The organism is Streptomyces sp. NPDC059816, from assembly GCF_042732055.1.
Lineage (GTDB): Bacteria > Actinomycetota > Actinomycetes > Streptomycetales > Streptomycetaceae > Streptomyces.
Map to the genome: position 1 here is coordinate 1 of NZ_JBHWIQ010000010.1, position 12,324 is coordinate 12,324.

The window sequence follows — 12,324 nt, forward strand, 5'->3', positions numbered from 1 at the left end:
CCCGAACCCCCACCACGACCCCCGCCACATGAACGGGACCGACACACCCAAAACCGACAGCACGGGATTGACGAACGACATAGAGGCACCCCCCCCGCGGATGGGGTGCGGTCAGTCGCGGCGGGGGGAGGCGAGGAGGTGGCGACGGCCGCCGACCCGGGGTTCCGTGTGCTCGCTGACCTGCCAGCCCGCCCGGCCCAGAGCGTCGGCGCAGGCCCGCAGCCCGGCCGCGTCCGCCGCGTACACGCCGACCGCCTCGGGCTGCGCGGACTCCACCACTCGGTACCCCGGCCCCTGAGCGGTCTCGGGCACGCACCCCGCCGCCTCCAGCGCGAGCGCCGCCGCCGCGAGGAGGTGCGTGCGCTCCCAGCCGCAGGGTCGGTCCGTCGCCGCGTCCGTACGGGTCATGCGCCGTAGTTCCAGCAGCCCCGTCCAGGCACTGGCCACCTCACGGGCCCGACGGGGGCCGCCCCGGTCCGCCGCGTCACCGCCGAGGCGGGCGGCGAACACCCGGCCGGCAGGGGCGGGGTCGTCCACCACGGCGTCGGCCACCACGGCGTCGGCCGGCCGGCCGTGCTCGGGGGTGTCCGCCTCGGACCTGAGGCGGTGGCCCGCCGGAGTGAGGAACCAGTCGTGCGGGGGACGCGGGTGGCGGAACGCCAACCCGAGCCGTCCGAGCGCGGCGAGCTGCACGGGCGTGCCGCGCAGCCGCCCCGTCACGGGCTCGGCCGCCGCGACGACGCGTCGCTGCGCGGCGGTCGGTGGTCGGGCCATGCGGTGTTCTCCCCTCGGCGAGCGGGGAGCCCCCGTGCGCTCCCCGCTGTCCGCAGCCTACGGCGAGGGTCTGACATTCCACCCCGCGACGACGGGTCGACCGTGCTCGGTGCTGAGGCGGCACACCGTTCCGGTGGCGAGTTGGAACAGCGCCCCGTGCGACGGCGGGAGTCCGAGCCGTCGCGCCGTCAGCACCCGCAGGAAGTGCCCGTGGGCCACCAGTACGACGCTGCCCTCGTGGTTGGCCAGGGCGGCATCGGCCTTGGCCAACATCCGGTCGGCCCGGGCGCCCACCTCCTCGGGACTCTCCCCGGGGTGCTCCGGCGGTCCCGCGGTCACCCCGTCGTCGAACAGGAACCAGCCGGGGCGGGAGCGGTGGATCTCCACGGTGGTGATCCCCTCGTAGCCGCCGTAGTCCCACTCGTGCAGGTCCGGGTCGATGCGGACGTCCGTGAGCCCGGCCAGTTCGGCGGTCTCCCGGGCCCGCTTCAGCGGGCTGCTGATGGCGCACGCGATGCGGTGCGAGGTGAGCAGCGGCGCCAGCGAGCGTGCCTGTGCGCGGCCGTTGTCGGTGAGCGGGATGTCCGTCCAGCTCGTGTGCTGTCCGGAGAGGGACCACTCGGTTTCCCCGTGCCGGACCAGAAGAAGATCACCCATGGGTCCTTGATATCACCGAGGTGATCAAGGACCCGCTGCGGTGTCACTGCCGGTACCCGCCGAGGAACCGTCCGATCCGGCTGATCGCCGCGTCCAGGTCGTCGGCGTGCGGCAGGGTGAGGATGCGGAAGTGGTCGGGGCGCGGCCAGTTGAAGCCGGTGCCCTGGACGACCTGGATCTTCTCCCGCAGCAGCAGGTCGAGGACGAACTTCTCGTCGTCGTGGATCGGGTGCACGGCCGGGTCGATGCGCGGGAACGCGTAGAGGGCGCCCTTGGGTTTCACGCAGGAGACGCCGGGGATCTCGTTGAGCTTCTCCCAGGCGCGGTCCCGCTGTTCGTACAGCCGTCCGCCGGGCGCCGTCAGTTCGTGGATGGACTGCCGTCCGCCCAGCGCGGCCTGGATGGCGTACTGGGCGGGCGCATTGGCGCACAGCCGCATGGAGGCCAGCATGGTCAGGCCCTCCAGATAGCTGCGGGCGTGCTGCCGGGGGCCGGTGACGACCAGCCAGCCGGAACGGAACCCCGCGACCCGGTACGTCTTGGACAGTCCGCAGAAGGTCAGGACGACCAGGTCGGGTGCGAGGGCCGCGGCCGAGTGGTGCACGGCGTCGTCGTAGAGGATCTGGTCGTAGATCTCGTCGGCGAACACCATCAGGTGGTGCCGGCGGGCGAGGTCGAGGATGCCCTCGACGACCTCCTTGGGGTACACCGCGCCGGTCGGGTTGTTCGGGTTGATGATGACGACGGCCCGGGTCCGGTCCGTGATCTTCGCCGCCATGTCCGCCAGGTCCGGGTACCACTCGGCCTGTTCGTCGCAGAGGTAGTGCACCGCCTTGCCGCCCGCGAGGGTCGTGACGGCGGTCCACAACGGGAAGTCGGGTGCCGGGATGAGGACTTCGTCGCCGTCCTCCAACAGGGTCTGCACCGCCATGGACACCAGCTCCGAGACGCCGTTGCCGAGGAACACGTCGTCGACGTCGACCTCCAGACCGAGCGCCTGGTACCGCTGGGCGACCGCCCGCCGGGCCGACAGCACGCCCCGCGAGTCGGTGTACCCGTGGGCGCGCGGCAGCATCCGGATCATGTCCTGGACGATCTCCTCGGGGGCCTCGAACCCGAACAGCGCGGGGTTGCCGGTGTTGAGGCGCAGCACGCTGTGGCCCGCCTCCTCCAGTGCGTTGGCCTGCTCGATCACCGGGCCCCGGATCTCGTAGCAGACCTCGTTCAGCTTGCTCGACTGCCGGAACTCCATGTGCGGCCTCCCAGACCTGTGGGGCGGACGGCCTCCCGTGCGGCGGACCCGGCGCCCTGCGTGGCGTGATGCTTGGTTTTACCAAGTGGAAGCTTGGAAAGTCCAACAACATCGCTAGACTGCGGCGCATGCCACGTCAGCCGCATGCCGCGCCGGGCCGTTCCCGCCGCAGCTACGACCAGTACTGCGCCGCCGCTCGCGCCCTCGACTCCGTGGGTGACCGCTGGACCCTGCTGATCGCGAGGGAACTGCTCGCCGGGCCCCGCCGGTACACCGACCTGCACACCGACCTCCCGGGCGTCAGCACCGACATGCTGGCCTCCCGACTGAAGGACATGGAGCGCGACGGCATCGCCGAACGCCGCCGGCTGCCCGCGCCCGCCGCCGCGACCGTGTACACCCTGACCGCGCGCGGCCAGGAACTCCTCCCCGTCCTCGACGCGCTCGCCGAGTGGGGCGCCGGCGAACTCACCGGCCCCGGACCCACGGACGCCGTCCGCGCCCACTGGTTCGCCCTGCCGCTGCGCCGCCGCCTGGCCGCGCTCGGCGGTACGGGGACGGTCGAGGCGTACGTCGACGAGGGCGCGTTCCACGTACGGGTCGGGGTGCGACCGGTCGCGGGGCAGGACCACCCCGAGCCCTACGGTGACGGTCCGGCACCCGACGGCTCCGACACCCGGCTCACCCTCTCCACCGACACCTGCGCCGCGCTCGTCCGCGGTGACTTCACCCTCGCGGACGCGGTGCGCGACGGGCGGGTGCGGGTGGACGGCGAGGGAGAGATCGCCGAGTTGCTGCGCAAGCGCTGAGTCGCGCTCCCGTCCGCCCCGACACGCGCTCGGACCTGGGCGTCCACGGGGTGGCTGCCGACGCTCCGACGGTACGGCGGACGGTATGTTGGGCGCGTGGCCGGTGCGGTGGTGGACGAGGAAGGCGCCAAGGGGCGTCGCATCCGTGGCCTGGACGCCGCTCAGCGGCGGGCCAGGCGTCGCGAGGACCTGTTGGACGCGGCTTTGGAGCTGTTCTCCGCCCAGGGGTACCAGGACACCTCGATCGAGCAGATCTGCAAGCGGGCGTACGTCGGCACCAAGAGCTTCTACGAGGTCTTCACCGGCAAGGAGGCCCTGTACCTGGCGCTGCTCGACCGCATCGTCGCGGACGTCACCGCACGACTGCGCTCGGCGCTGGAGGAGTTGGGCGGCGACCAGGACGAGGGCGAGGCCGCGCGGGCCCTCATCCGGCACTTCGCGGACGCCTTCGTGGACGACGTACGGGTGGCGCGCGTGACGTTCGGCGAGGGCCGGGCCGTCACCCCGCTGGTCGAGGCGCACCGTCGGGCCAACCGTCGCTGGGCGGCCTCCTTCGTGGAGACGGCCTGGCAGCGGCTCGGGGTCGAGGCCGGCCCGCACGCACGCACGGTGGCCATGGGCCTGATCGGCGGCCTCTTCGACATCATCGCCGATTGGCTGCTGGACGCCGGTACCGCGCGGGCCGCCGAACGCGCGTCCCTCCAGGCCGGGCTGGACCGCTTCTACACGGTGATCAGCTCCGGACTCGACCCGTCCTGACGCACCGCCCTTCCCGAGGCGCCGCCCCTCCTGGTGCACCGTCCCCTGACGACCCGTCGCCCCTCGTGCACCGGCCCGCCCGGTGCACCGAACCGGTGCGCACTCTTTGGAAACGATGCCTTGTTCCTAACAAGGGTACGTGCTCTACTTCCGAGTAACCTACCCGCGAGCAAGGAGTTGCCGCATGGCCAAGCTCCGCACGTTCCTGGCAGCGCTGGTGCTGTCCGTACTCGCTTCCACCACCCTGGTGACGACGGCCTCGGCCGAGGCGCCGCCGCAGTCCGGGTGGAACGACTGGTCCTGCCGGCCCAGTGCCGCCCATCCCGAACCGGTGGTCCTCGTCCACGGGCTCGGCGCCAACGGCTGGGACAACTTCCTGACCCTGGCGCCCACGCTCCGCTCGGCCGGCTACTGCGTCTTCTCCGAGACCTACGGCAAGACCGTGCTGGGCGGACTGGCCGGCGGGCTCGCCCCGATGGCGGACAGCGCCGTCGAGGTCGGCGCGTTCATCGACCGCGTGCGCGCCGCGACGGGAGCCGCGAAGGTCGACGTCGTCGGCCACTCCGAGGGCACCACCGTCCCCGCGTACTACCTCAAGTACCTGGGCGGAGCCACCAAGGTCGACGACTTCGTCGGGTTCGGGTCCAACTTCCGCGGCACCACGCTGAACGGCCTGGCGAGCCTGGCCGCCGCCCTCAAACTCCAAGGTCCGCTGACCGCCATCGGCTGCGGCGCGTGTACGGACTACCTGCCCGGCTCGGCGTTCCTCGCCAAGCTCAACGACGGTCCCGTCGCCGTACCCGGACCGACGTACACCAGCATCGTCACCCGCTACGACACCGTGGTCACCCCGTACACCAGCGGTCTGCTCACGGGGGCCGGGGCCACCAACATCGTGCTCCAGGACAAGTGCCGCCTGGACTCGGCCGGCCACCTCGGCCTGGCCGTGGACCCGAACGTCGCCCAACTCGTCCTCCAGCGGCTCGACCCCGAGCACGCTCCGCAGTTCCGCTGCCGCCCCTTCACCACGCTCGGCATCTGACGCACGACGCGCACCCCGGCCCCGGTCCGGTCAGGCGGCGGGTTCGCCCGGCTGGTCGTGGGTCGCGCAGTGGATGCCGCCGCCGCCCGAGGCGATCGTGTCGATCCCGATCGGCACGACGTCCCGGTCGGGGAAGTGTTCCTGGAGGATGCCGCGGGCGCGTCCGTCGGCCTTCCGGTCGCCGAACCTGGGCATGAAGACGGCGTCGTTGGCGATGAAGAAGTTGGCGTAGCTCGCCAGGAAGTCGTCCCCCTCGCCCGTGATCCGGTCCAGGTCCGGCTGCGGTAGGTCGATGACCTCGAAGCGTCGTCCGCGGGCGTCCGTCGCCTTCGACAACACCGACTTCGCCTGGTCCGCGGAGCGCGACCAGGAGTCCGGCGGGGTGTCGGGGTGGGCCCGGTCCAGCAGGACCACGCCGGGCTCGGTGAACCGCACCAGGCTGTCCACATGGGCGTCGGTGATGTCCTCGCCGCGCACGCCCGCCAGCCAGATCACCTTCTCGACGCCCAGGGTCCGCTTGAGTTCCGCCTCGATGGTGTCCCGGCTCTTGCCCGGGTTGCGGTTGGCGTTGACGATCGAACTCTCGGTGATCAGCAGGGTGCCCTCGCCGTCCGGTTCGAAGGAGCCGCCCTCCGAGACCAGCGGGGCCCGGACCCGGGGAATCCGGTACTCGGGCAGCAGGGTGCGCCCGACCCGGGCGTCGTCCGCGTGCTCCTGCTTGTCGCCCCAGCCGTTGAAGTTGAAGTCGACGCCGATGACCTCGCCGTCCTCCTCGACGAACACGGGCACGGTGTCGCGGGCCCACAGGTCGTCGACGGCCAGCGGGATCACCTCGACCTGGGAGCCGCACGCCCGCTGCGCCGCCTTCACCTGCGCCGGCCGGGCCATCATGACGACCGCCTCGTACGCGCCGACGGCCCGGGCGATCCGTGCGATGTCCTCGCGCACGTAGGGCAGGTCCGCTCCCCAGACCGAGGACAGGGCCGGCCAGGACATGAAGGTGCGGGTGTGGCTCTCCCACTCGGCACCGAGTCGCCGCCCCGCACCGGGCGAGACCTGCCGGGGGGAGTCGACGGGGGCGCTGGAGCGCGGCGCGGTGCCGGAGGGGCCACAGGCGGCGGCGCCGAAGGCGGCGGCAGTGAACCCGGCGAGGGTGCGCAGGGTGGTCCGACGGGTGGGGAAGAGGGGCGACACGGAGAAATCCAATCGTGGAACCGGAGCGGGCGCATCCGGCGGGGCGGCCGGGCCGCCCTGTTCGCCACTGTGCCACTGACTGAAAATTCAGTCAAACGACAGTCGGGCGACGGGGCCGGTCGTCCGCTCTCGTCCGCGCACCCGGTCACCGGGCCGCACGGAACCGCTCCGGACCCCCGGTAGGCTGCGGATCATGGCGTCTCGCAGCACCCAGATCCTCGAAGCGGCCGCCCGGGTGATCGCCCGGCGCGGGGTCCGAGGGCTGCGCGTGGAGGAACTGGCCGCCGAGGCCGGCGTCTCCACCGCCCTGATCTACTACCACTTCAAGGACCGCACGGGGGTCCTGCGCCAGACCCTCGAATTCATCAGCGACCGCGCCGAGCGCTACACCACCGACCGCGACCCGGACGGCCCGCCGCCCGCCCCCCGCCAGGAGCTGGAGGAATCCCTCCTGCTCGAACTCCAGGACAGCGCGGAGGTGCGGGAGAACAGCACGGCCTGGGGCGAACTGCGGGCGAGCGCCGTCTTCGACGAGGCGCTGCGCGCGGACCTCGACCGGGCCACCCTGGTGTGGGTGCGGGAGGTCGCCGCGCTGCTGGGCCGGGTCCGACCGGCGGCGTCGGCCGCCTCGCTCACCGCCGCCGCCGAACGGCTCACCGCCGCGCTGGAGGGGCTCAGCATGCGGTGGCTCAGCGGCGGCATCGAGGTCGAGCACGCGCGGGAACTCATGCGCGGCGCCGTCGACGCCGAACTCGCCGCACTCCGCGCGAGCTGACCGACGCAGCCGCCCGTCCCGTGGTGAGGGCGGCTTGTTAGGTTGACCCGCATGAACGTCCAACGCGTTGCCAGCCGGACTTCCGCCTCGGCCCTGACCGTTCTCGCGGGTCTGCACGTCGCGTGGGGGCTGGGCTCGACCTGGCCGCTGCCCGATCGGGAGACCTTCTCCGACCTGGTGGTCGGGGGCGCGGGCTTCCCCCCTCCCGCCGCGTCCTTCGCCGTCGCGGGGGCACTGGGGACGGCGGCCGTGCTGGTCGCGGGTCGCCCCCACAAGCACCCCGCACTGTCCCGGCTGGGCACGGCCGGGACGGCCGCCGTCCTCGGAGCGCGTGCTGCGGCCGGGCTCGCGGGACGCACCGATCTGCTGTCCCCGGGGTCCTCGTCGCCCCGCTTCCGGCGCCTCGACCGCATTGCGTACGCACCCCTGTGCCTCGCCCTCGCCGCCTCGACGGCGCTCGCCGCCACCGCACGCGGACGGTAGGCGCTCCAGGGCCCGGGAGTACGGCGCGGCGTGCTCGCGTCAGCGGTGGCGAAGGTGCGCCAGCAGCCGTGCCTTCACGGCCGATCCCGTCCGCGCGCAGTGGTGCGCGGGCTTGCCCGTGGCCTCTCCCGAGGTGGCCGCCAGGGACGCCTCGATCCTGGCGCTGGACAGCAGGACCTGCGGCTCGCTCCAGTCCTGCGGCCATGCCTGGATCAGGTACCGCTCGGCGGGCTCCTCGTCGACACCGTCGGGATGGAGGCCGCGTCCGTGGGCGTGGACCCTGAGCCGGTACCAGCCCGGGCCCCGGCTGGTGAGATACGGAACTTCACCGACGACCTGTCCCGGGTCGACCGCCATCGCTCCAGCAGGGGAGTGGACGCTGGCCTCGACGACCTCCTCCCAGCGCCCGGGGCCCCCGGACGGGGCCTTCGGACGGATCTCGGTCCGCACGGTCACGACGCCGGTGTGGATGCCGGTCTTGATCCACGCTCCGTGGTCCATCGGCGCCAGGAGCCCGTTGGACCACCGCGTCGACTCGACCATGAGGTCTTGGCCGTCCGAGACGCAGAAGAGTCCGCCGTCCACGTGTATGACAAGCGACTTGCCCATGTCGCAGAGCCTAGTGCGGCCGAACGGCGGATCCGGGCGGGTGGCCGCGGACCGCGAGAAGGCAGGATCAGTGTGTGGACGCGTTGCCGTACGGAGTGTTCGTCCGTCGTGCGGTCAGCTCCTGGACCTCAAGGCAGCGACCGGCGTAGTAGGTCGCGAGTTCATGGTTGTCGAGGTAGTCGTCGAACCCGACGCGATACGCGAGCGTCAGTTCGACCGGCGAGGGTTCGTCGTCGAACGGCCGGCCCGCGCGGATGGCGTCGAGGACGTGCGGCATCGCGTACTGGAACCGCAGGCCGCTGCGGACGTAGTGCGGCAGTCCGTCGATGCTGCGCACCTCGGCGTCCTCGGCACCCGCTCCCGAGTAGATCGGGCGGGTCGTATGGTCGTAGCGGAAGACCTCGTTCAGCAGCGGCCGGTGCCGCCCGGGCACCTTCGGCAGGATCGCCTCCTCCCACCACCGCTGGAAGAGCGGCGCGAACCGCGGGTCGGCATAGAGTTTGTGCAGCGACTCGACGACCAGGCCGGAGTCGGTGAACTCGCGCCCGTGGCCGAGCAACTCGGCGACGGCGGGATCGGTCGAGTCCTGGAACCAGTCCGAAAGGATCAGCAGTACGGCGCTCTGGGTGAGCCCGGCGAGCTCCCGCAGCGGCACCCAGATGTGCCGGAAGTACATGTTCTCGCTCATCATCCGGGCCCAGAACATGAACCGCTGCATCGTCGTGTTCTCCGCGACCGTGACGGTGCGGTTGGCGAGAACGTACTCGAAGTCGTCGTTGTCGCCGCGCACGGTGACGAAGCCGTGCTCCTCGCGGTTCTCCGTGTAGCTCGTGTTGGGCAGCAGCAACAACGGGTAGACGGCTATGCGTGACACGTGTTCGGACAGCCGGTCGTAGCCCGTCAGGAAGGAGTCGACCGTCTCACCCGGCGCGCCCCAGATCAGCTCGGCGTAGGCGTCGAGTCCCTCCGCGGCGAGCCATGCCGCCAGATCCTTCCACTCGTTGAGCCGCATGTTGCTTCTGCCCATGTCACGCAACGCCGTGTCGTCCAGTGTCTGTAGCGCCACGGTGAACGAGCTCTGGAACCCCTCGGCCTTCATCCGGCGGATGATGTTGTGGAACGTCTTGGACTTGTTCTTCGCCCACGACGTCTCCAACGACTGCGGGAACCCGTACTTCTCGCGCGTCCTGACGAGGTCCTCGACGAACTCCGCGTCCGGCTGTCGCATGCCGAAGTTCGAGTCGCACAACACCACGGTCGGAATCCGGTGATAACCGAAGAGGTCGAGTTCCGCGCGCAGCCGCTCGCGGGAGAAGTCGCGCATCCGCTGGCCGACCGCGCCACCCCAATAACAGAACGAGCACTTGTACGGACAGCCGCGGTTGGTCTCCATCAGCGCGACGTCGTAGGGGAACCGGCCGTGGTGGTCGAGCAACGTGATGGCCCCGGTGAGAAACGGCGACGGGATGCTGTCCAGGTCGTCGATGCGCGGTGCCTCGGCAGTGGTGTGGATCGTGCCTTCCTCGTCGCGGTAGGAGATTCCCGGCACCTGCGCGAGGTCGTGCGGCGACTTCTCCTCCAGGACGGCGAGCAGCAGGTCGCGGAAGGTGAACTCGCCCTCGCCGTTGGCGACGACGTCGACTTCGGGGAAGCGTCGGAAGACGCGTTCCGCTTGGTGGGCGACGTGCGTTCCGCCGAAGACGACCCAGCCGTCCGGGCGCACCGACTTGTAGGTCTCGGCGAGCGCGCCGAACTGGTTGACGTTCCAGCCGAAGACCGAGAACGCCAGCACGTCCGGCACGACCCCGGAGAAGATCGTGCGCGCCATCGAGCCGAGCGACTCTCCACCGCGGAAGTTCTGTATTCCCACGTCGAACTCGGGTCCCACCACGGGATCGGCCCGTACCGCGGCCGTGAGATAACCGGCGGCGAGCGGCATCGATTCCTTGGGCATGTCCCAGGCGCCCTGTTGCACGATCAGCGCGCGCCCGCGCTTCTCCCGTGAACGTGGTCGTGGTCGTGGTAACGGAAGTGTGGACCGACTCACTGTTCTGCCCCTATGCCGTCAGGCCGCCAGGTTCCCGCGGGCGATTGCACACCGTGCACCGTGTGAAAGGTGGTCGTCCAACTGGCTCAGACGTTCAGCCGCGGACATCAGCGCGGCGCACGCTCACCGTCGGGGTGCCCTTCGACGGCGGGCGGACGTGGAGCGCGATGCAGCATCCAGAACACTCCGTTCTCTCGTCGAACGGGTCGGTCGTCCCGGCCACGCGCCTCCCGGTTGCCGCACACTACAACGCGCTGCCGGGTGGTCAACACTCCCGCCCTCCAGCACGATGAGCCCCGGCGAAGGGGGTCCGGGTGCCGGGCCGTCCGCGTGGGGGACGCCCCGGCCCTCCTACGCAGGAGGGCCGGGGCGGTTGGGTCAGATGCGGTAGCCGAGGCTGCGCAGCTGCTGGCGGATCGCCTCGTCGTCGGCCGTGGCGGAGCCGCTGGTCGCGGCGCCCGAGTCGGTCCGCACGAGGGCGACTTGCTCCTCACGAAGGTTCTCGTTCACTGGTTCTCCTTCCTGACTTCGGTGTTCATCCCTGCCCGGTCGGACAAGCTCGGTGCCGCCCTTAGGGTGGCGGCATGGATGGCGACATGGATGACCTGGCCTACGACGCGACCGGTACGCCGGCGGTTCGGCTGCGCCAATGGGAACGGTGCTGGCCACCGGACGACCCGCACGCCAACTTCAAGGCCGAGGTGGTCGACTACGGGCTCCTCGATCCGCTGGAGACCGTGCGCGGCATGTCCCGGAACCTGGACATCCCGGTCGGCGCGATCGTCCGGTACGTGCTGGCGAAGTGGGCCACCGGCGGCAGCGGCGGCCTGCTCGAACTCGGGCCGGTGATGGTGCCGCGCCTGTGGGAGCCGATCGCGGCGGCGGAGGAGGCCGATTCCGACGAGGAGCGGCTCGCGGCGTACCACCAGCTCCGGCAGATGATCTCCTGGCTGAAGGTGCCGCTGGACGACCCCACGGTGTACCCGGCTCAGTGATCGGCCAGGTGACCGGAGCTCAGTGCGCACGGCGCACCACCCCGGTCACGCAGCCGATTCCGCCGGCCGCCCACAGGTACTCGCCGATGTCGATCTCGTCGACGGCCACACCCGCCCGCTCCAGGGTCCGCCGGATTCCCGGGCAGCCCGCGGGCATCAGCACCCGCCCCGGCGCGAGCACCAGCAGGTTCATCCCGCGCCGCACCAGCAGTTCCTCGTCCGGCGGCAGCGCGATCACCCGGTAGCCGTACTCGGCGAGCAGCGCCGCCAACTCCGGTGGGCTCGCCGCCCGGTGGACGACGGCGGTGGACGAGTCGAGGAACACCACCGTGCCCAGCAGGTGCTGTACGCCCGGCGCCAGCGGCACCGTCACCACCCGCGCCCCCAGTTCCGCGACCGCCGAGGCGACCTCGGCCGCGCCGGCCGCGTTCGTACGGAACCCGGTACCGACGATCACCGTCGACGGGTCGATCCACAGCGCGTCGGCGCCCTCGAACACGGCGGTGCCGGACACCGTGCGCAGGATCGGGAACCCGGCCTCGGCCAGCGCGAGCGCGGCGTGCCGTTCCTCGCCGGCCCGCTGCGCCGACGCCATCCGCGCCAGCACCGCCCCGGCCGGGGTCATCCAGAACAAGTCCCGCGCGAACACCACGTTCGGCGTCGCCGCGGGGGACGTCAGGTGTACCTCGACCCCGTTGTCCCGCAGGCGGTCCGCCAGCGCGTCGTACTGCGCCCGCATCGCCGGGAGGTCCACCGGCCCGAGCATGAGCGAGGCCCCGGGTCGTCGCACCGCGGCGATGCTGTCCGGCGGGCGGACCAGCAGCACCGACCGCAGCGCGGCCGTCTCCGACCGGTACCCGCACGGCGCCCACACGTCCCCGGCCGCGACGTCGTCGACGTGCGACGTCATCCGGGGGACCCACCCCGC

Annotated in this window: 14 protein-coding genes; 6 read left to right on the forward strand and 8 right to left on the reverse strand. The window is 71.6% G+C overall.

What is annotated here, in order from left to right:
- Positions 1 to 111 precede the first annotated feature (111 nt).
- The 3 genes from ACFV88_RS15100 to ACFV88_RS15110 are packed head-to-tail and all read right to left on the reverse strand — an operon-like array spanning position 112 to position 2,683.
- Positions 112 to 774 (reverse strand): hypothetical protein, encoded by a 663-nt coding sequence (locus ACFV88_RS15100; RefSeq protein ID WP_385490633.1) that lies wholly within the window; start codon positions 772 to 774, stop codon positions 112 to 114.
- Between the two features lie 57 nt (positions 775 to 831).
- Complete coding sequence (locus tag ACFV88_RS15105; protein WP_385490636.1) at positions 832 to 1,431, reverse strand: histidine phosphatase family protein; 600 nt, start codon at positions 1,429 to 1,431, stop codon at positions 832 to 834.
- Positions 1,432 to 1,474: 43 nt separating this feature from the next.
- The gene (locus tag ACFV88_RS15110) at positions 1,475 to 2,683 is read right to left on the reverse strand and encodes a pyridoxal phosphate-dependent aminotransferase (protein WP_385490639.1); all 1,209 of its coding nucleotides are present in this window, start codon (positions 2,681 to 2,683) and stop codon (positions 1,475 to 1,477) included.
- A 128-nt stretch (positions 2,684 to 2,811) separates the two neighbouring features.
- Here ACFV88_RS15110 and ACFV88_RS15115 point away from each other — a divergent pair, with 128 nt between their 5' ends.
- From ACFV88_RS15115 to ACFV88_RS15125, 3 genes are all read left to right on the forward strand, one after another.
- Positions 2,812 to 3,492 (forward strand): winged helix-turn-helix transcriptional regulator, encoded by a 681-nt coding sequence (locus ACFV88_RS15115; protein ID WP_385490641.1) that lies wholly within the window; start codon positions 2,812 to 2,814, stop codon positions 3,490 to 3,492.
- A 96-nt stretch (positions 3,493 to 3,588) separates the two neighbouring features.
- Positions 3,589 to 4,251 carry a TetR/AcrR family transcriptional regulator gene (locus ACFV88_RS15120; protein WP_385490644.1) on the forward strand — a complete coding sequence of 221 codons (663 nt, stop codon included), beginning with the start codon at positions 3,589 to 3,591 and terminating at the stop codon, positions 4,249 to 4,251.
- 184 nt (positions 4,252 to 4,435) lie between these two features.
- A complete protein-coding gene (locus ACFV88_RS15125) occupies positions 4,436 to 5,293 on the forward strand; it encodes a lipase family alpha/beta hydrolase (protein WP_385490646.1) in 858 nt (285 codons plus the stop codon).
- A gap of 30 nt (positions 5,294 to 5,323) precedes the next feature.
- Here the strand turns inward: ACFV88_RS15125 and ACFV88_RS15130 are convergent, their stop codons facing one another.
- Entirely contained in the window at positions 5,324 to 6,487 is a 1,164-nt protein-coding gene (locus ACFV88_RS15130; protein WP_385490649.1) for an agmatine/peptidylarginine deiminase, read from the reverse strand.
- A 193-nt stretch (positions 6,488 to 6,680) separates the two neighbouring features.
- Between ACFV88_RS15130 and ACFV88_RS15135 the strand changes: the two genes are divergently transcribed.
- Positions 6,681 to 7,262, forward strand: coding sequence for a TetR/AcrR family transcriptional regulator (locus ACFV88_RS15135; protein WP_385490652.1), 582 nt, complete (start codon positions 6,681 to 6,683; stop codon positions 7,260 to 7,262).
- 51 nt (positions 7,263 to 7,313) lie between these two features.
- Complete coding sequence (locus ACFV88_RS15140) at positions 7,314 to 7,745, forward strand: DUF3995 domain-containing protein (RefSeq protein WP_385490654.1); 432 nt, start codon at positions 7,314 to 7,316, stop codon at positions 7,743 to 7,745.
- Positions 7,746 to 7,784: 39 nt separating this feature from the next.
- Here ACFV88_RS15140 and ACFV88_RS15145 read toward each other — a convergent pair whose 3' ends face one another.
- The 3 genes from ACFV88_RS15145 to ACFV88_RS15155 form a co-directional block, all read right to left on the reverse strand.
- Positions 7,785 to 8,354, reverse strand: a complete 570-nt coding sequence (locus tag ACFV88_RS15145) for a hypothetical protein (RefSeq protein ID WP_385490656.1) — start codon at positions 8,352 to 8,354, stop codon at positions 7,785 to 7,787.
- A 67-nt stretch (positions 8,355 to 8,421) separates the two neighbouring features.
- Positions 8,422 to 10,329: a KedN5 family methylcobalamin-dependent radical SAM C-methyltransferase gene (locus tag ACFV88_RS15150; protein ID WP_385490658.1), complete on the reverse strand. Its 1,908-nt coding sequence runs from the start codon at positions 10,327 to 10,329 to the stop codon at positions 8,422 to 8,424.
- A 450-nt stretch (positions 10,330 to 10,779) separates the two neighbouring features.
- Positions 10,780 to 10,911, reverse strand: coding sequence for a hypothetical protein (locus ACFV88_RS15155; RefSeq protein ID WP_385490661.1), 132 nt, complete (start codon positions 10,909 to 10,911; stop codon positions 10,780 to 10,782).
- A 74-nt stretch (positions 10,912 to 10,985) separates the two neighbouring features.
- Here ACFV88_RS15155 and ACFV88_RS15160 point away from each other — a divergent pair, with 74 nt between their 5' ends.
- Complete coding sequence (locus tag ACFV88_RS15160) at positions 10,986 to 11,396, forward strand: DUF6027 family protein (RefSeq protein WP_385490664.1); 411 nt, start codon at positions 10,986 to 10,988, stop codon at positions 11,394 to 11,396.
- Between the two features lie 19 nt (positions 11,397 to 11,415).
- On the opposite strand, the gene ACFV88_RS15165 is transcribed toward ACFV88_RS15160, so the two are convergent.
- Positions 11,416 to 12,306 carry a dimethylarginine dimethylaminohydrolase family protein gene (locus tag ACFV88_RS15165; RefSeq protein ID WP_385490667.1) on the reverse strand — a complete coding sequence of 297 codons (891 nt, stop codon included), beginning with the start codon at positions 12,304 to 12,306 and terminating at the stop codon, positions 11,416 to 11,418.
- Between the last annotated feature and the right edge of the window lie 18 nt (positions 12,307 to 12,324).